Origin of the sequence: Shewanella litorisediminis (assembly GCF_016834455.1) — a bacterium.
Classification (GTDB): Bacteria; Pseudomonadota; Gammaproteobacteria; order Enterobacterales; family Shewanellaceae; genus Shewanella; species Shewanella litorisediminis.
On the sequence record NZ_CP069213.1, the window covers coordinates 2,927,263 to 2,944,830 of the forward strand.

Annotated in this window: 25 protein-coding genes; 14 read left to right on the forward strand and 11 right to left on the reverse strand. The window is 53.0% G+C overall.

Annotated elements, in window-relative coordinates:
- Window positions 1-107: 107 nt before the first annotated feature.
- Entirely contained in the window at window positions 108-314 is a 207-nt protein-coding gene (locus JQC75_RS12760) for a hypothetical protein (RefSeq protein ID WP_203324457.1), read from the forward strand.
- Here the strand turns inward: JQC75_RS12760 and JQC75_RS12765 are convergent, their stop codons facing one another.
- Complete coding sequence (locus JQC75_RS12765; RefSeq protein ID WP_011760572.1) at window positions 315-683, reverse strand: acyl-CoA thioesterase; 369 nt, start codon at window positions 681-683, stop codon at window positions 315-317.
- A gap of 150 nt (window positions 684-833) precedes the next feature.
- Window positions 834-1,844, reverse strand: coding sequence for a low-specificity L-threonine aldolase (gene ltaE / locus JQC75_RS12770; RefSeq protein WP_203324458.1), 1,011 nt, complete (start codon window positions 1,842-1,844; stop codon window positions 834-836).
- A 231-nt stretch (window positions 1,845-2,075) separates the two neighbouring features.
- On the opposite strand from ltaE, the gene JQC75_RS12775 reads away from it, so the two are divergent.
- Complete coding sequence (locus JQC75_RS12775) at window positions 2,076-2,687, forward strand: trimeric intracellular cation channel family protein (protein ID WP_380796533.1); 612 nt, start codon at window positions 2,076-2,078, stop codon at window positions 2,685-2,687.
- A 39-nt stretch (window positions 2,688-2,726) separates the two neighbouring features.
- On the opposite strand, the gene tpx is transcribed toward JQC75_RS12775, so the two are convergent.
- The 5 genes from tpx to JQC75_RS12800 all read right to left on the reverse strand — a co-directional run bounded on the left by tpx (window position 2,727) and on the right by JQC75_RS12800 (window position 6,058).
- The gene (gene tpx / locus JQC75_RS12780; protein ID WP_203324460.1) at window positions 2,727-3,302 is read right to left on the reverse strand and encodes a thiol peroxidase; all 576 of its coding nucleotides are present in this window, start codon (window positions 3,300-3,302) and stop codon (window positions 2,727-2,729) included.
- Window positions 3,303-3,413: 111 nt separating this feature from the next.
- Window positions 3,414-4,241 (reverse strand): mechanosensitive ion channel family protein, encoded by an 828-nt coding sequence (locus tag JQC75_RS12785; RefSeq protein WP_203324461.1) that lies wholly within the window; start codon window positions 4,239-4,241, stop codon window positions 3,414-3,416.
- Window positions 4,242-4,272: 31 nt separating this feature from the next.
- A complete protein-coding gene (locus JQC75_RS12790) occupies window positions 4,273-4,836 on the reverse strand; it encodes an OmpA family protein (protein ID WP_203324462.1) in 564 nt (187 codons plus the stop codon).
- A 155-nt stretch (window positions 4,837-4,991) separates the two neighbouring features.
- Window positions 4,992-5,501 (reverse strand): DUF924 family protein, encoded by a 510-nt coding sequence (locus JQC75_RS12795; protein ID WP_203324463.1) that lies wholly within the window; start codon window positions 5,499-5,501, stop codon window positions 4,992-4,994.
- 89 nt (window positions 5,502-5,590) lie between these two features.
- Window positions 5,591-6,058: a PACE efflux transporter gene (locus JQC75_RS12800; RefSeq protein ID WP_203324464.1), complete on the reverse strand. Its 468-nt coding sequence runs from the start codon at window positions 6,056-6,058 to the stop codon at window positions 5,591-5,593.
- A gap of 88 nt (window positions 6,059-6,146) precedes the next feature.
- Between JQC75_RS12800 and JQC75_RS12805 the strand changes: the two genes are divergently transcribed.
- Window positions 6,147-7,037, forward strand: coding sequence for a LysR family transcriptional regulator (locus JQC75_RS12805; RefSeq protein WP_203324465.1), 891 nt, complete (start codon window positions 6,147-6,149; stop codon window positions 7,035-7,037).
- A 61-nt stretch (window positions 7,038-7,098) separates the two neighbouring features.
- Here JQC75_RS12805 and JQC75_RS12810 read toward each other — a convergent pair whose 3' ends face one another.
- Window positions 7,099-7,659 carry a DUF4136 domain-containing protein gene (locus JQC75_RS12810; protein ID WP_203324466.1) on the reverse strand — a complete coding sequence of 187 codons (561 nt, stop codon included), beginning with the start codon at window positions 7,657-7,659 and terminating at the stop codon, window positions 7,099-7,101.
- A 191-nt stretch (window positions 7,660-7,850) separates the two neighbouring features.
- On the opposite strand from JQC75_RS12810, the gene JQC75_RS12815 reads away from it, so the two are divergent.
- The 4 genes from JQC75_RS12815 to ruvX all read left to right on the forward strand — a co-directional run bounded on the left by JQC75_RS12815 (window position 7,851) and on the right by ruvX (window position 9,614).
- Window positions 7,851-8,180 (forward strand): hypothetical protein, encoded by a 330-nt coding sequence (locus JQC75_RS12815; RefSeq protein WP_203324467.1) that lies wholly within the window; start codon window positions 7,851-7,853, stop codon window positions 8,178-8,180.
- Between the two features lie 113 nt (window positions 8,181-8,293).
- On the forward strand, window positions 8,294-8,623 hold the full coding sequence (gene yciH, locus JQC75_RS12820; protein WP_203324468.1) for a stress response translation initiation inhibitor YciH: 330 nt from the start codon (window positions 8,294-8,296) through the stop codon (window positions 8,621-8,623).
- Between the two features lie 8 nt (window positions 8,624-8,631).
- Window positions 8,632-9,195 carry a YqgE/AlgH family protein gene (locus JQC75_RS12825; protein WP_203327220.1) on the forward strand — a complete coding sequence of 188 codons (564 nt, stop codon included), beginning with the start codon at window positions 8,632-8,634 and terminating at the stop codon, window positions 9,193-9,195.
- Window positions 9,195-9,614 (forward strand): Holliday junction resolvase RuvX, encoded by a 420-nt coding sequence (gene ruvX, locus JQC75_RS12830; protein WP_203324469.1) that lies wholly within the window; start codon window positions 9,195-9,197, stop codon window positions 9,612-9,614. The genes JQC75_RS12825 and ruvX overlap by 1 nt, the downstream gene beginning before the upstream one ends.
- A 67-nt stretch (window positions 9,615-9,681) precedes the next feature.
- Here the strand turns inward: ruvX and JQC75_RS12835 are convergent, their stop codons facing one another.
- From JQC75_RS12835 to JQC75_RS12845, 3 genes are all read right to left on the reverse strand, one after another.
- Window positions 9,682-10,224, reverse strand: coding sequence for a glutathione peroxidase (locus JQC75_RS12835; RefSeq protein WP_203327221.1), 543 nt, complete (start codon window positions 10,222-10,224; stop codon window positions 9,682-9,684).
- A gap of 201 nt (window positions 10,225-10,425) precedes the next feature.
- Entirely contained in the window at window positions 10,426-11,538 is a 1,113-nt protein-coding gene (locus tag JQC75_RS12840) for a PilT/PilU family type 4a pilus ATPase (protein ID WP_203324470.1), read from the reverse strand.
- A 9-nt stretch (window positions 11,539-11,547) separates the two neighbouring features.
- Complete coding sequence (locus JQC75_RS12845; protein WP_011760586.1) at window positions 11,548-12,585, reverse strand: type IV pilus twitching motility protein PilT; 1,038 nt, start codon at window positions 12,583-12,585, stop codon at window positions 11,548-11,550.
- Window positions 12,586-12,620: 35 nt separating this feature from the next.
- Here JQC75_RS12845 and JQC75_RS12850 point away from each other — a divergent pair, with 35 nt between their 5' ends.
- The 7 genes from JQC75_RS12850 to hemW all read left to right on the forward strand — a co-directional run bounded on the left by JQC75_RS12850 (window position 12,621) and on the right by hemW (window position 17,509).
- Window positions 12,621-13,328: a YggS family pyridoxal phosphate-dependent enzyme gene (locus tag JQC75_RS12850; protein ID WP_203324471.1), complete on the forward strand. Its 708-nt coding sequence runs from the start codon at window positions 12,621-12,623 to the stop codon at window positions 13,326-13,328.
- Between the two features lie 91 nt (window positions 13,329-13,419).
- Complete coding sequence (proC, locus tag JQC75_RS12855; protein WP_203324472.1) at window positions 13,420-14,235, forward strand: pyrroline-5-carboxylate reductase; 816 nt, start codon at window positions 13,420-13,422, stop codon at window positions 14,233-14,235.
- Between the two features lie 45 nt (window positions 14,236-14,280).
- Entirely contained in the window at window positions 14,281-14,829 is a 549-nt protein-coding gene (locus tag JQC75_RS12860; RefSeq protein WP_203324473.1) for a YggT family protein, read from the forward strand.
- Window positions 14,829-15,116, forward strand: coding sequence for a DUF167 family protein YggU (gene yggU / locus JQC75_RS12865; RefSeq protein WP_203324474.1), 288 nt, complete (start codon window positions 14,829-14,831; stop codon window positions 15,114-15,116). The genes JQC75_RS12860 and yggU overlap by 1 nt, the downstream gene beginning before the upstream one ends.
- A gap of 82 nt (window positions 15,117-15,198) precedes the next feature.
- Complete coding sequence (locus tag JQC75_RS12870) at window positions 15,199-15,633, forward strand: DUF4426 domain-containing protein (protein ID WP_203324475.1); 435 nt, start codon at window positions 15,199-15,201, stop codon at window positions 15,631-15,633.
- A 130-nt stretch (window positions 15,634-15,763) separates the two neighbouring features.
- The gene (rdgB, locus tag JQC75_RS12875) at window positions 15,764-16,360 is read left to right on the forward strand and encodes an RdgB/HAM1 family non-canonical purine NTP pyrophosphatase (RefSeq protein ID WP_203324476.1); all 597 of its coding nucleotides are present in this window, start codon (window positions 15,764-15,766) and stop codon (window positions 16,358-16,360) included.
- Between the two features lie 9 nt (window positions 16,361-16,369).
- Window positions 16,370-17,509 (forward strand): radical SAM family heme chaperone HemW, encoded by a 1,140-nt coding sequence (gene hemW / locus JQC75_RS12880; protein ID WP_203324477.1) that lies wholly within the window; start codon window positions 16,370-16,372, stop codon window positions 17,507-17,509.
- Window positions 17,510-17,568: the final 59 nt, after the last annotated feature.

The window sequence follows — 17,568 nt, forward strand, 5'->3', positions numbered from 1 at the left end:
GTTATTGTTTTGTGAACGATAACACAGGAGCTTCCCGATGGGCACCGGTGACTTTTCAAGGAAAGCCGCCTGCTGCTATAGTGGGCGCCATCAACCAAGGAGCTACCATGAAAGCCTTACTCGTATTGACGGCAATTACCCTGCTGGGCGGCTGCGCAGAACTGAAAGACGCTGGCCGGACCGTTGGCCACACCACCAAAGAAGTGACCCGCGAAATAGGTCACGCCACCCGCGATGCCACCAAGGCCGTCGGCCATGCCTCCCGCGATGCAGTCAACTCAGTTAAAGAAGAGTTGAGCGAAGAAAAGAACTGATCAGGCCGCTGCTGCCCGCATCCCATGGGGTGCGGGGAGTCCCTTCTCATTCACGTGCACAAACACCAGCTTTTCCACCGTCACCACAGGCAACTGGGACACCTTGTTGCGCACCATGGCTCTCACCGCAATGGAGCTGTGGCCCACACTGATTAGTTCAAAGCCAAACTCCAACACATCACCGGCTCTTGCCGGGGTAATGAAATTGATTTCAGCGATGATTTTGGTCACATGTCTGTCGCTCTTCATCTGACAGGCAGCAAAGATTGCCGCCTCTTCATCGAGCCAGCTGAGCAGTTGGCCACCAAAGAGGGTGTTGGCGGGATTGAGGTGATCGGGTTTAACCAAACGACGGCTTAAGAATTTCATGGGGCGTCCTCCGTGATAGTGGGCCCCATGACTAAAGCAACCTCTAAGCCAAAATTTTAAACCTTATATTTCAACTAATTAAAAACATTAACTGATTTAAATCGCTGATTTCTGCACCAGGAACGCGCGTCATGCACATAAAAAGCGCAATCAGAGCGCGCTTTTCAGCGCCGCCACAAAGGCCAGGACAGCATCGCGACTGATGTCATTGTGGGTGACCAGACGCAAGTTTTTAGAAGGGCTGATAATAAAGCCCTGACTCGCCAACTCAGCGGCAATACGCTTGATGTCGATATGCTCGGCAACCCTGGCAAACACCATATTGGTCTGGATTGAGGCCGTGTTGACCTCAAAACCCTCTATCATCGACAGCTCACGGCCAAGGAGCGCGGCATTGTCGTGATCTTCGGTGAGCCGTTGCCACTGAGACTCCAGCGCTATGATGCCCGCAGCGGCCAAAATCCCGGCCTGGCGCATACCGCCCCCCAGCATCTTGCGCCAGCGGCGCGCCTTATGGATCAGTCTGTCATCCCCAAGCAACAAAGAGCCCACGGGCGCACACAACCCCTTGGACAGACACAGAGAGACAGAATCGAAATGCCCGGCAATCTCAGCCATTGGCTTATTCAGCGCCACCGCGGCATTGACCAGGCGGGCGCCATCCAGATGAATTTTAAGACCCCGGTTAAAGGCCAGTGCCTGAGCTTCGGCCAAATAGTCCATCGGCAGCACCTTGCCACCTATGGTGTTCTCAAGGCTAAGCAAGCGGGTACGGGCGTAATGCACATCATCGGGTTTGATGGCCGCTTCTATGTCGCCAAGGGCGATGGTGCCATCGGCCTGATTGAGCAGCGGCTGGGGCTGAATGCTGCCAAGCACGGCGGCGCCGCCGCCCTCAAACCGGTAGTTGTGGGCGTCCTGACCACAGATGTATTCATCACCGCGCTCACAGTGGCTCATCAGTGCCAGCAGGTTGGCCTGGGTACCTGAAGAGGTAAAAAGTGCGGCATCAAAACCCAGCATTTCCGCCGCCATGGCCTCGAGACGATTAACTGTGGGGTCGTCACCATACACATCGTCCCCCACCGGGGCCTGTGACATGGCCTGGCGCATTGCTGCGGTTGGCTGAGTGACTGTATCGCTTCTGAAATCTGCCTTCATGCTAATTCCCCGGGGTAGTAATACAACTGACTGGCCGATTATCCAGACCTTACCCCGTGAAGGCCAGCATCTTTGTGCCATTGCACGCTGACAGAGGCTTGAACAAGTCTTTTACACATAATTAAAACTAATGGATGTGGAAAGTTAATCTTGATTGAAAAGCCCTGTGGTTAGGGCAGAATGCGGCTTTTACCCAAGAGACGTCTTCCTTTGGAACAAACAGAATTTATTATGCTGCTGTGGCTTATCGGCGTATTGGCCGAGGCCATGACAGGCGCACTCGCCGCCGGACGCAAACAGATGGATCTCTTTGGGGTGGTGATAATTGGTCTGGTCACTGCCATTGGCGGCGGCACCCTGAGGGACATGCTCCTTGGCAACTATCCGCTTATCTGGATTGCCAACTGGCACTATCTGATTGCCATTGCCGCTGCGTCGCTGCTGACTGTGCTTATCGCCCCGCTGATGCGCTATCTTGGCCGTTTATTCCTCGCCATCGATGCACTGGGGCTGGCGGTGTTTTCCATTACCGGCGCCCAAAAAACCCTGATGCTGGGCTACAGCCCTGTGGTGGCGGTTGCCATGGGGGTGGTCACAGGCGTCTTTGGTGGTGTGCTCAGAGATATTCTGTGCAATGAAATCCCACTGATTTTCAGAAAAGAATTTTATGCGCTGGCATCCCTGCTCACCGCCAGCCTTTACGTGCTGCTGGCCCTGAGTGGTTTTGGCGGCTGGCCAAGCCTGCTGGGGTGTTTGCTGCTGGGATTTGGTCTGCGTATGTGCGCTATCCGTTACCACTGGTCGATGCCAACCTTTAACTACCAAAGCGATGCTCGCCACTGAATACGCCATAAAAAACGCCGGCATTGCCGGCGTTTTTTATTATTGCTGACTGATGTCTCTCAAGGCCGCAAGGGCCGCATCATAATCCGGATGCTGACTGACTTCGCCAACCAGCTCTTTGTATCTTAAGGTGCCCTCGGCATCCACGATAAAGATGCTGCGGGCGAGCAAGCCTCTGTCTTCTATCAGCAGGCCATACTCCTCGGCAAAATTACGCCAAACTGAGTCTGATAATACCTGAATATTTTCAACACCCTCTGTTTTGCAAAAACGCTTCTGTGCAAAAGGTAAATCTGTGCTCAGGGTCAGCATCACCACAGATTTGCCATCAAACTTACCCACTTCGTCATTGAAGCGCTTGGTCTGCAAGGCGCACACGCCTGTATCCAGGCTGGGAACGGCGCTGATGAGTACCGTTTTGCCCTTAAAGTCACTTAATGCTACCGGCTTGAATGACCCATCAACCACACGAAACCCCGGTGCAGTTTCACCCACCTGAGGTAAATTTCCGGACAGCATCACCTGCTTTCCCCCCATGGTGACGCTGTCTCTTTCCTGGGCTATCCCCTGAGCAGCAAACAGAACCAAGCCTATGCATAACGCCTTTTTAAACATTGTTTTTCTCCCTGTCATCAACCGATAGCTGAGTGTTGCAAAGTGTGGCCAATACCGCTAGCCCTGGCATAAAAAAAGCCGGCGATTGCCGGCTCTTTTCATTGCTGTGGCTTATTTGGCCGCAGGCAGTTCCTTCACATGGATATCCATCTGAGGATAAGGGATACCAATGTTATTGGCATCGAGGGCATTTTTGATTTGCTCGGTCAGCTCAAACTTGGCGGCCCAGAAATCAGCGCCTTTAACCCATGGACGCACAACAAAGTTGATGGAGGACGCGCCCAGTTCACTCAGGGCAACGGTGTAAGCCGGGTCCTTCAGTACGTATTGGTTGTTGTCCAGAATGTCGGTCAGGACTTTCTTGGTCAGCTTGATATCGGCGTCATAGGCCACACCAATCACCATGTCTACACGGCGCGTGTCCATGGCTGAGTAGTTGGTAATGGTGCCATTCATGATGGCAGAGTTAGGCGCAACGATAACCTTGTTGTCAGGCGTACGCAGCTTGGTGGAGAAAATGGTGATTTCATCCACGGTACCGGCAATGCCGGCCGCTTCGATGTAGTCACCCACACGGCATGGGCGGAACAGCACCATAAGTACGCCGGCGGCGAAGTTGGACAAAGAGCCCTGCAGCGCCAAACCGACTGCCAGACCGGCGGCACCGATAACGGCAACCAGAGAGGCCGTCTGTACGCCGATTTGCCCCAGGGTGGCAATAACGGTGAACACAAACACCACCGCCCACGCCAGGTTGGCCACAAAAGAGGTTACTGTAGGATCAACCTTGCGGTTACTCAGCATCTTGGTGGTTAACTTCTTGACTACATTCGAGAAGTATTTACCGATCAAGAAAATGAGAATGGCGAAAATGACTTTGAGACCGTAGGTCATGATCAGCTCGGGTGCCTGATCGACGAGTCCTTGGATATTATCCATGAAATTACTCCCTTAACTTAAAAACACTGTGCTATTCAACGAGTATCAAAATATCGACACGGCGGTTTTGCTGTCGGCCTATCTCGGTGTTATTGGGGGCAACAGGCATTGACTCCCCAAAGGATGCTGTCGTTATTCTCGCTTTAGGGATAGCAAAATCCATGGCGAGGCTAGCTGCAACATTGTCAGCGCGTTCGGCTGACAAGCGATAATTGGCCGCTTCTGAACCTATGTCGTCTGTGTGCCCCTGAAGCAGCAACGAGACAGTGTCTGACTCGATACTCTTTGCCAACCACGCCAGCTTGGCGGCAGCTTCAAAAGGCACGAAGGCCGATCCAAAATCAAAATAGATCGACAGGATTTCGCCTTGGTGACAACTGGATGGGTATGGATTCATCTGTGACGTCATCAGACACACAGGAGCAGGCGCACTGACCGGAATAATACACCCGTTGGCCCCCACTCTGCTGCCCGCCGGCGTACCGGGACAGGCATCCTTGAAATCAGGTACTCCATCTCCATCTTTGTCGCTTATCGCATGCAGCGGCAAACTTATCAGTCCAACCAGCACACCAACGCAAAGCCAAGGGTTCATAGTGAAATCCCGGGATGTGTTAATCATCGCCGGAGATTCCGGCATTCGGGGTTATGAACCCCAATCAACAACGAGAGATATTTTACTGCTTAATTTGCAAAGAAAAAGGATTTTGTTCGACGTCAACGAAAAGCCTAGCAGCGCCATCCAGGATTTCAATCAATTGACTGAGAATCTGTGGCAGCCAAAATCGGCATGGCCTGTGTATGCCACTGCTGCCAGAGTGCCAGACGGCAACGGGCAGGATCCTCATCGGCGGCGATGGCTCTCATACCGGCAAGCAAACGCGCCAGCAGCGCCTTGTCCTCATCGAGCCAGGAGTGATAAAGCGGGGTATAAAAACCGTGGCGGCCGCCAAGGTCGAGTTGGGTATCAAAGCCACGACGAATGCCGTTAAGACACAGGGCTCTGGCCTTGAAGTGACGACGCTCCTGATAGGGTAACCCCAGCTTTGCAGGTACCGCCGAGTACAGGAGAATAAGAGCCAGAGTGCCGGGAGGCGTTGCCTGCCAATGCTCCAACTCCCCCTGATTTGCCTGCTCGAGCAACATGGACCACTGTGCTTTGTAGCTCGCCGGAGCCTCGCCGGGTTGGTGAGGGTCGAGTTCGCCAGCATCGAGCGCCTGCTGTTCGGCTGTAAACCAAGAGGTCAGAAATGACTGCATATTCTTGTTATTCCCTGTGTAAAAGCCGCTGGCCGCGCAAACGTTTTGGCAAAGCCAAAGCTTATCAGCAGCACGCCTCGCAGGCTTCTCTACTTTGGTCGTAAGGACGACAGCCGGTTGTTGGTCATCTCCTGCTCAAACGAGCGCCGCCTGACTTCATCGTACACCCAGTAAAATACCAGGCCATAAAGCAGGAAGAACACCAAAAATCCCGTTTCAAGCAGCAACGCCTGCCATAGACTGATGTGCAGATACCAGGCTACTGCGGGTAAGGTGGCCAACATCAGGCCCAGTTCAAAGCCCAATATATGGCAGACTCTCACCACAGCGTTTTTTTGCAGCGCAAATCGTTGGCAAAGCCACTCGAAACGCTGATTGTAAACATAGCTCCAGCAAACGGCATAGAGGCTCAGAGCCGCCGTAACAATTGCCATGTCACCCGGATGCTGCCCGGCAATCAGGGTCGAGAGCGGCACCAACAAAAGCAGTGCCACACTCTCAAACAACAGCGCCTGAAACAGCCTTTCCCGGCGACTTTTTTTGATTGTTCTTCCCATGGCAAACCTCGTGACGAATAGAAACATTCACGGGATTATCCATCTGCTATTATGTGCAATAAAGTTAGCTGCCATCTCAGAATTCGATATGTTATCCAATGAACAACTATTGTGCTTTGTTAACACAGTGGAAGCCGGGTCCTTTTCCGCGGCCGCGAGAAAACTGGGCAAGGTGCAGTCTGCGGTGAGCCAGCAGGTAATCAATATGGAGATTGACTGCGGACACAGTCTGTTTGAGCGCAGCGGGCGCTACCCCACACTGACTGAAGCAGGACAGCGACTGCTACCTTATGCCCGCGCTGTGCTGGGTCAACAGCAGCGGCTTGAAAGACAACTGGCAATGCTCGACAACACCCTGCCCAGTCGACTGACGCTGGCGCACGACGAAGGCATTGAGATAGACAAGACCCTGTCGATATTGAAGTTACTGGCAGAGGAACTTCCCGGGCTCAGCATTGAGGTGCTTTCAGCTTCCAGCAGCGACATCATCAAGATGGTACAACAGGGGCGCGCCAGTGCCGGGCTGGTATTCAGCGAAACCCTCTACCCCGAGGGTGTGGATTTCGAATCCGTAGGCAGCGTGCATTTTGAGCCCGTGGTGGCAAGCCATCATCCGCTCGCAACAATGCGGCTGTCCCATGTGGATGAGCTCAAACTGCATCGGCAACTGGTGATAGGCTCAAGGACTGTGGGGCATTCTGTTTTCAGCGATCCCCATTCACCGGACGTATGGCATGCCGATAATTACCATGTGCTTCTGACCATGGTGCTGAATGGTTTTGGCTGGGCGCTGCTGCCAGGTCATCTGGTACGGGAAGGCATAGAGGCAGGCAACCTTGTACCTTTGCCACTGGACTTTGAGGCCCTTGGCTGGCACGGTAACGTCGATATCATCCAGCATCAGAGTTTATCGATGCAGCCCATAGGGCAAGAGATCCGTGCCCTGGTGCGGGATAAGCGTACGCAAATAGCGCGATGAAAAAACAACTCATAAAGAAGTAAAAAAGCGACCCTGGGTCGCTTTTTTACTGTGCTGAGCCTTACTTGGTGTCAGACTTTGGCGGGTAATTCATCATCACACCTGCCACGGCCTCACGCACCTTGGCTTCGCGCTCCTGGGGTGTATTGCTATCGCGGATAGTGTCGGCCACAGAGCCGCGCCACACCAGTTTACCGGTTTTAGTATCAATCAAATCAATGATAAGGGTACCCACTTCATACTCGCGAACTGTGGTTTGAGTCTGCACATTGCCACCCCATCCCCAACCGGGTCCCCAGTATGGGTTGTAGCCATAACTGGTATTGAAGGTATCTACGTTGATTTTCTTGTCGACCTTGGTGAGATAGTTCACCAGAAGATCGGCACCGGCCGCTTCTGATTTGCTGAATCCCTTTTGACCGAGCTCAGTCTCAATGGCGTCACGCACCCGCTGATCCATCAGGCCATCGAGGTGATAACCTGCTTCATCGCTTTTCTTTTCTACCCAGGCATAGGTTTTGTACTGGTTAAAGGTGACTCCGGGGTCAAAGTCCCAGCTGGTTTTCATACTGGAACAGGCACTGAGGGCCAACAAGGCCGCCGCAACAACAATCTTTTTCATAAAGGGTCTCTCCGAAGCAAAGTCTTCTGCCCTTTCAGACAGATATCAGGCAATTAGGTTCAGCTTAACCGTGCTTTTTGTGACTAACAACTGAAATTACCACAAATACAAATTCCAATCTTGACCCATCACCGTCATTTATTGATAATAATTATCAATTAGATTTATTTCCATTCAGGCAGGGAGTCCCTATGTATTGGTTTATCGCCGCCGCCATCATCGCATCAGGAATCATGCTGTTTGCTCCCCGCTCGGTGCCAGCAACAAACACAGCAAAAACCGAGTCAACATCGGCCACTGTTTCCGGGAGCCAGTACTGCTTGCTGATTCTGGCTGTATTGGTGTCTTTATGGCTGCTCTTTACTCAATCATCTGCGGATAAGTTGCTGCCTGTCGTCCTTACACTTGGGCTGACCGGCACCTGTGCCACCTTGCTGATTGCCAGATTGCAGTCTTTATTACTCCCCAGCGCCCTCATTACAACCATTCTGCTGGTCCTCAATTTTCTGAATATGCTTTAACCTCTTAGCCAGACAAAACACCACCTTGAAGGTGGTGTTTTGTTTTTTTGCGTCGCAACAAATATTTGCCGACTCTGGTAAACTGACAAAAAGAAACTGTGACAGAGTGAACTATGAGAATCGATCCGAACGTATTACTGGTGTACAGCACAGATAAGGGCAGAATCGATGAGCCCACACCTGAGGTTGAGGTGCCCAAAGGCGACGGCGTGGTACGCATTCACAGAGACAGCAAGGGCCGTAAGGGCAAGGGGGTCAGTGTGATAAGCGGGCTTGGGCTCGGCACTGATGCGCTCAAAGAGCTGGCTCAAAAACTGAAGAAACAGTGTGGCTGCGGCGGCACTGTGAAAGATTTTGACATTGAAATCCAGACAGATAATCGAGAATTGCTAAAAGGGCTACTGGAAAAACAAGGGTTTACCGTAAAGCTTGCCGGAGGATAACCATGTCGATGGAAAGCCTGAAAAATCATTTCCTGATTGCCATGCCAAGCCTTAACGACGGCTTCTTTGACAAGAGCGTTGTGTACCTGTGTGAGCATGATGCCAAGGGCGCCATGGGCCTTATCATTAACCGCCCCGTTGGCATGAGCGTGCGCGATCTCCTGTCACAACTGGATTTACTCCCTGACGAAGGCATACTCCTTGAAGAAAGTGCCGATCAGGTACTGGTGGGTGGTCCGGTCAATCCGGAGCGTGGCTTCGTTCTGCACACCACCCAGGAAGGCTGGGCAAACTCAAGCAGGCTGACGGATGAGCTGATGCTTACCACGTCCCGTGACATACTCTCGGCCATAGGCACCAGTAAGGCCCCAAGTCACTTTATGGTGGCACTGGGATACGCCGGCTGGAGCGCAGGACAACTTGAAGAAGAACTGGCACAAAACAGCTGGTTAACCATTCCCGCAAGCGATGAAATCCTGTTTGCCATTCCACACGAAGACCGCTGGAATCAGGCCAGCAAGTCCCTTGGTTTTGAGCTTTGGCAAGTATCCAATCAGGCAGGGCACGCCTGATGAGCACAGTGATGGGATTTGATTTTGGCACCAAGAGTATAGGTGTTGCCGTTGGCCAGTCGATTACCGGCAGCGCCAACCCGCTTACCTCCATCAAGGCGGTGGACGGCATTCCCAACTGGGAAGATATAGGTAAGTTGATTAACGAGTGGAAACCCGATCTGCTGGTGATAGGCCTGCCGCTGAACATGGATGGCACTGAGCAGGAGATGACACAGAGGGCGCGCAAGTTTGCCAACCGCTTGAATGGCCGTTTCGGGGTAAAGATAGCCACCCAGGATGAGAGGCTGACCACAGCCGATGCCAAGGCCAGATTGTTTGAACTTGGCGGTTTTAAAGCGCTGACCAAGGGCCAGGTGGATGCGGTATCGGCAGTATTGATTGTCGAAAGCTACTTTGAAAATCAATATGGCGCCTGATGTTGCCATGATAAAAAACGCCGCAAAATGCGGCGTTTTTTATTTCTTATGCCCTTGCCTGAAACACTCAGAGTGCTTTGGGCAGGGCAGCCTCGATGGCGGCCTTGAGCTCAAGGCTGTCTGGCTTCACGCGGGAGTTAAAGGCTTGTACCTCACTGCCATCGGCCGACACCAGATACTTGTAGAAATTCCACTTGGGCGAACCGGCTTTCTCGCCCAAATACTCAAACACCGGATTGGCATCACCGCCACGCACCGCCGAGGTGGCCAGCATGGTAAAGGTCACGCCATAGTTGAGGTAACACACCTTGGCAGTATCCTTCTCATCGTTTTCTTCCTGAAAGAAGTCATCGGATGGAAAACCCACCAGTACCAGCCCTTTGGGGCCATATTCCTTGTTGAGCTCTTCAAGTGCTTTGAACTGTGGAGTAAAGCCGCAGTTACTGGCGGTATTGATAAAGAGCACAGGTTTGCCGGCGGCAATATCGCAAAGGTTCACCGACTCACTTGAGTGCAGCTTGCGAAACTCATGGTTGAGATACGAAGGACAAGCGGCTTGAGTGCCCGCAGTGTGCTCCGCGGCGTTTTGTGCCTCAACAGTTTCTGCCATTGCCGGATGAACACCTGCAACCAGCAGTAATGAAAACAAAAAGCTACGCATCCTGACTCCTGAATATCTCTGTCTTCAATGACCTTTCCCGGCCGAAATTGGCCATTTTCGGAAAGCACTTGTACAAATGAAATTACGTCACAAGTTGCCGTTACGATCAAAAAACCAGGCATACGCCTGGTTTTTCTTCATGACTGAGCGTCAATCCATATCCAGGGTAACGCCCTCAAGGAAGCCTGAACCCGTGCTTTCGGTGCCTGCCAGCTTGATCATCAAACGCAGATCGTTTGGCGAGTCGGCATGGTGCAAGGCGTCGGCATAGGTGATCTCACCTTCCTGATAAAGCTTGAACAGCGCCTGGTCAAAGGTCTGCATCCCCTGCTCATTGGACTTGGCCATGGTGTCTTTGAGTAAATGCAGCTCGTTTTTCTGAATAATGCTCGACACACGAGGCGTGTTAATCAGAATTTCAATGGCCGCACGGCGCCCAGTGCCATCGGCCTTGGGTACCAGTTGCTGCGCCACAATGCCTCGCAGGTTGAGTGACAGGTCAAACAACAGCTGTTGGTGCTTACTCTCAGGCACCAGGTGCATGATACGGTCCAGCGCCTGGTTGGCGTTGTTGGCGTGCAAGGTGGCCATACACAGGTGACCGGTTTCGGCGAATGACAGAGCAAACTCCATGGTTTCCTGGCTTCGTATTTCACCGATAAGGATCACGTCCGGTGCCTGACGCAGCGAGCTTTTCAGCGCCGCATCGAAGGACTCGGTATCAATACCCACTTCCCGCTGGGTGATAATGCTCTTACGGTGGTCATGCACAAATTCCACCGGGTCTTCGATAGTCAGGATATGGCCACGTTCATGGCCATTACGATACCCAACCATGGCCGCAAGCGACGTCGACTTACCTGTACCTGTACCACCCACCATGATGATAAGACCACGCTTACTCATCACAAGATCTTTAAGTACCGGCGGCAGTTTGAGATCTTCCATCTCAGGAATTTTGGTCTCAATACGGCGCATCACGCAGCCGGGAGACTCCCGCTGCCAGAAGGCGCTGACCCGGAAACGTCCCAGGTCCTTGGCGGCAAAGGCGAAGTTACACTCACGACTCTCGTGAAACTCTTTCTTCTGCGCATCAGACATCAGGGACTCGACGAAGTCCAGTGACTGAGCGGGGCTGAAGGCATTTTCCGCCAGCGGACGCAGCTCACCGTCGATTTTGGCGCTGGGAGGAAAACCCGCGGTGATGAACAAATCCGAGGCTTTACGCTCGACCATCACCTTCAGAAAGGGACGTACATCCATCATCAATCCTTAAAAGTTTGCCTGCTTGTTGGAACTCTTGGCCATGGCGTCTTCACGGGTGATGAGGCCACGGTTTACCAGATTCTGCAAACACTGCTCGAGGGTTTGCATGCCATGGGCCATACCGGTTTGAATGGCCGAATACATCTGCGCCACCTTGTCCTCACGGATAAGGTTACGAATTGCGGGCGTACCCATCATGATTTCGTGAGCCGCGACCCGGCCGCCGCCAATCTTCTTGATCAGCGTCTGGGAGATTACTGCCTGCAGGGATTCTGACAACATGGTACGCACCATGTCTTTTTCACCGGCGGGGAATACGTCGACCACACGGTCGATGGTCTTGGCCGCCGAGGTGGTGTGCAGGGTGCCGAAAACCAGGTGACCGGTTTCTGCCGCTGTCATCGCCAGACGAATGGTTTCGAGGTCACGCATCTCGCCCACCAGAATAACGTCGGGGTCTTCACGCAGTGCGCTGCGAAGGGCCGCGTTAAAGCTGTGGGTATGACGATGCACTTCCCGCTGGTTGATAAGACACTGCTTATTCTGGTGCACGAATTCGATGGGGTCTTCGATGGTCAGAATATGGTCATGGCGGTTTTCATTCACATAGTCAATCATGGCCGCCAGGGTGGTACTCTTACCGGAACCGGTAGGGCCGGTTACCAGCACCAGACCACGGGGGAAACTGGCGATTTTTTTGAAGATGTCCGGGGCACCCAGTTGCTCAAGTGACAGAATTTCGCTGGGAATGGTACGAAATACCGCAGCCGCACCGCGGGATTGGTTAAAGGCGTTTACACGGAAACGGGCAAGATTGGGCACTTCAAAGGAAAAGTCGATTTCCAGGTGCTCTTCGTAGTCTTTGCGCTGCTTGTCATTCATAATGTCGTACACCAAGGAGTGTACGCCGGCATGATCGAGTGCAGGCAGATTGATTTTACGCACTTCACCGTCCACCCGGATCATGGGGGGAACACCGGCAGAGAGGTGTAGATCCGAAGCCTTGTGCTTTACACTAAACGCCAGTAACTCTGTGATTTCCATGGTATGGGATATCCATTCAACCGATTGATTACATGATGACAACAATAGCAGACAGACTCTCGCTCGCCCAGCAGCGAATCGTCCAAGCGGCGCAAATTTCTTCAAGAAACCCATCTGAAATCAAATTACTTGCGGTGAGCAAAACCAAGCCCGCCAGCGACATCCTGTCAGCCTACAGTGCAGGTCAGCGTTTGTTTGGCGAAAACTATGTCCAGGAAGGGGTGCAAAAAATTGCGGAGCTCAAAAGTCAGTGCCCTGACATAGAGTGGCATTTTATCGGCCCTTTGCAGTCCAATAAGAGTCGCCCCGTCGCCGAGCATTTTGACTGGCTGCACACCCTCGACAGAGAAAAGCTCGCCATCAGACTCAGTGAGCAGCGCCCCGCAGAGCTTTCGCCACTCAACGTACTGATACAGGTCAATATCAGTGATGAAGAGAGTAAATCCGGTGTGAAACCCAGCGATATTGCAGCGCTAGCCGATGCCGTTTGTCGCCTACCCAGGTTGCGCCTGCGTGGACTGATGGCCATTCCCGCGCCAACCGATGACCAGGAAAGGGCCAAAAGCGAGCTTGCCAGCATGCAAAGCCTTTTTAAGAGCCTGCAACAGAGCCACGGTACACTCGGGCAAATAGATACGCTGTCCATGGGCATGAGTGGTGATTTGGAGCTTGCCATCGATAATGGCAGTACCCTGGTACGGGTCGGCAGCGCAATTTTTGGCGAGCGGGATTACAGCCGCTGAGCCCCAAGCGATGTGGCAGCCATTGTATTAACGCTGCATAGCCCCAATATTATCGGTATCGCCAAGTCGTTAAGTTAAAACAGGAAAAAAGATGCAAAATACAAAAATCTGTTTCATCGGCGCCGGAAACATGAGCCGCGCCATCATTGGCGGCCTGATAAAGAGCGGCTACAGCGCCAGCCTTATCACGGCAACCAACCCGAGCACGCCAAAACTCGACGCTTTGGCCACAGACTATGGCATCAACACCTCTCAGGACAATGTGAAAAGCGCAGCAGCAGCCGATGTCATAGTGCTGTCAGTTAAGCCTCAACTGATGCAGGCAGTCTGTGAATCACTCACCGATGTCGTAGATGGCAAGCTGCTGATTACCATCGCCGCCGGTATCCCGGAAAGCCGCTACCACGATTACTTTGGCAGGCAGGTCAAACTTATCCGCACCATGCCCAACACCCCCATGCAGCTGGGGCTGGGTATGACAGGCCTATATGCACCGGCTGGCATGCCACAGGAAGATAAGGCCTTTGCCGAGTCGCTGATGCGCGCCTGCGGTGATATCGTCTGGGTGGATAAAGAGTCTGGTATTGATAAAGTGATTGCGCTGGCAGGCAGCTCACCGGCCTACTTTTTCCTCTTTATCGAGGCCATGATTGAAGCGGGTGTCGAAATGGGGCTGCCAGAAGCCGATGCCCGCACCCTGGCGCAGCAAGCTGCCGTTGGTGCCGCCGCCATGGTAAAACAAAACCCGGAACTCACCCCTGCTGAGCTCAGGGCCAATGTCACATCCAAGGGCGGCACCACGGCTGAAGCCATCGCCACCTTTGAAGCGGGCGGGCTCAGGAGCCTGGTGAAGGATGCCATGGGCAACTGCATCAAGCGGGCCGAAGAGATGGCCCGGAATTTTTAAGCCACCAAGTGGCAGTACTTCGTTGACTATTTAAGGGCAAACCTCATGAATGCGATGGTTTTTTTAGTAAACACCCTGTTTGATCTCTATCTGATGGTGGTGATTTTAAGGATTTGGCTGCAGCTGGTCAGAGCCGATTTTTACAACCCTTTCAGCCAGTTTATCGTTAAAGCGACCCACCCTATCGTGGCGCCACTGCGCCGTATTTTGCCCCCCATCGGTAAGCTGGACACTGCCTCGCTGGTGCTGGCCTTTGCCGTGGTGGTGATAAAAATGTTGGTACTGACCCTGATAGCCGGTGCGGCCATAAACTTGCCCACCATACTCGCCTACTCAGTGGTGGCCGTGATTAAAAATGCCGGGGTGCTCTTCTTCTGGATGTTGCTTATCCGCGCCATCCTGAGCTGGTTCAATCAGGGTTACAACCCCTTTATCATGGTGATTTCCCAGCTTACAGAGCCAGTGCTGGCGCCGGTTCGCCGTGTTATCCCACCCATTGGCGGTCTGGATCTGTCTGTACTGGTGGTCTTTATCGCCCTTAACTTCATCAATATGCTGCTGGCCCAATACGTGCCTTTCTGGGCCTTTATCTGATGAGTGCCATCACTCGCCAGGAGCAGGATTTACTGCTGGCGCTGTATGTGCAGCCCAAGGCCAGCCGGGATGAACTGGTTGGCCTTCACGGCGAGGAGCTTAAACTTGCCATCACGGCACCGCCTGTCGATGGCAAGGCCAACGCCCATATCTGCAAGCTGCTGGCAAAGGCATTCAGGGTGCCCAAGGGCAAGGTATCCATCGAACGTGGCGAACTTGGACGGCATAAACTGGTGCGTATTCAGGCGCCGGAAATAATCCCTGACGATTTTGCCCGTTATCTCTAACCCCGCTGCGTCTTTGATAAAATGCCTAATGTGGCCATGGGGGTTATACTTATAACCTGATTCCCTTAAGGAGGATAAGGACATGTTTCGTCAACTCTTTGCTGCGCTGCTGCTGACAGCAAGCCTGTGTGGCATCGCCAGCGCTGAGCAAAAAGAACAGGTAGGCCAGTTCGACATCCATTATATGGCGCTGCCCAGTACCTTTCTGACACCCGCCATTGCCAAAAGCTATGGCATAGAGCGCTCCAACTATACAGGCATAGTCAACATTGCCGTGCTGGACACCGCTGAAGAAGGTAATCCGGCTGTGGCAGTGGAAATTTCAGGGTTCGCCAATAACCTGCTCGATGCCAAAGTGGAACTGAAGTTCCGTGAGATCCGTGAAGGCGCTGCCATCTATTACATAGCCGAAGTGCCCTATCGCAGCGATGAGGAAATCAACTTCCAAATCGCCTTAAGAAGCGGCAGCAAGCTTAATACAACATTGAAATTCAAACAAAAATTCTACACCGACTAATTTGAACACCTGATTTAAAGCCTGCATCTGCGGGCTTTGTTTTTTCTGTCTTTCCAAGGCTGCCTTGGGTATCATGACGCCGATTTTCAAAGGGCGCAGTGCGCCGACAGTACCGGGTGTGGGGGTAATGATGAAAAAAGTGGTTCTCGCCAGTGGCAACAAAGGAAAGCTAAAAGAATTCAACGAAATGTTTGCTGAGTACTCACTTTCGGTGGTGGCCCAGAGTGAGTTCCAGGTGCCGGACGTGGAAGAAACAGGCACCACCTTCGTGGAAAATGCCATCATCAAAGCCCGCCATGCCTCTGCCATCACAGGCTTACCCGCCATTGCAGACGACTCTGGCCTGGAAGTGGATGCCCTTGATGGTGCTCCCGGTATCTACTCAGCCCGCTATGCCGGCGTTGGCGCCAAAGATACCAACAATTGGCAAAAACTCCTTGGCGCCCTCGACGGCAAAACCGAGCGCAGCGCCCGCTTCCAGTGTGTACTCGTATATATGCGACATGCCAAAGACCCCACCCCCATTATCTGTCAGGCGGCTTGGGAAGGGCGTATTGGCCTCGAAGCCAGGGGCGATAATGGCCACGGCTATGACCCTGTCTTTATCGCCGAGGGCGGCGAACTGACCGCTGCAGAAATGTCATCGGATGCGAAAAACGCCGTGAGCCATCGCGGCAAGGCGCTTAAAGCACTGCTGACTGAGTTCAGAGCCAAAGGCGTTATCTGAGGAAAGACCGTGAAGCTTCAACTGCCTCCCTTAAGCCTTTATGTTCACATTCCCTGGTGTGTACAGAAATGCCCCTATTGCGACTTTAACTCCCATGGCAAACAGGGCGACTTACCCCAGGAGGCTTATGTGGATGCACTGCTCGCCGACCTGGATGCCGACTTGGATTATGTGCAGGGGCGCAAGCTTCACAGCATTTTTATTGGCGGCGGTACCCCATCGCTGTTTGATGCCAGTGCCATCGGCAGATTGCTCGAAGGCGTTAAGGCACGCATCCCTTTTTGTGATGACATAGAAATCACCATGGAGGCCAATCCAGGAACCCTGGAGCACGATGATTTCAGCGCTTATCGGGAAGCAGGTGTCACCCGCCTGTCGGTGGGGGTGCAGAGCTTCAGCAAAGACAAGCTTAACCTGCTTGGCCGCATTCACGGCCGCGATGAGGCAACCCGTGCGGCACAGCTTGCCACGGCCGCAGGTTATCAAAGCTTTAACCTGGATTTGATGCACGGACTGCCCAATCAGTCGTTTGAAGAGGCCATGGCCGACATAGACACGGCGGCCAGTCTCAACCCGCCACACCTCTCCTGGTATCAGCTCACCATCGAGCCAAATACCCTGTTCCACTCCCGCCCGCCGCAACTGCCGGATGACGAAGCGCTCTGGCATATCTATGAACAGGGCCAGAAAAAGCTCGCAGCTCTGGGTTATGAGCAGTATGAGATCTCGGCCTACGCCAAACCGGGCTATCAATGCCGCCACAATCTCAACTACTGGCAGTTCGGTGATTACCTCGGCATTGGCTGTGGGGCACACGGCAAGGTTACTCTTCCGGCGGAAAATCGCATCCTGAGAACGGTTAAAATAAAACATCCCAAGGGCTATCTCGCTGCCAGCGATTATTTGTTTGAACTGACAGATGTGCCGGAAGAAGACCGCTCCCTTGAATTTTTGATGAACCGCCTGAGGCTGATGACTCCCATCGCCAAACGCGAATTTGAATCCCGTACCGGCCTGGATGCCAGCTTGCTCGATGAGGGTATGACGCAGGCGAGCGAAAAAGGCCTTATTGAGCTAAGCGAAGAGAGTTGGACCCTGACCCCAAAGGGCCACATGTTCGTTAACGACTTACTGTCCCGCTTCCTCTAGTCCGCACAATCTTCTGGATTGTACCCAGCGCAGGCAAAGAAATGCCTGCCTCTGGGTTC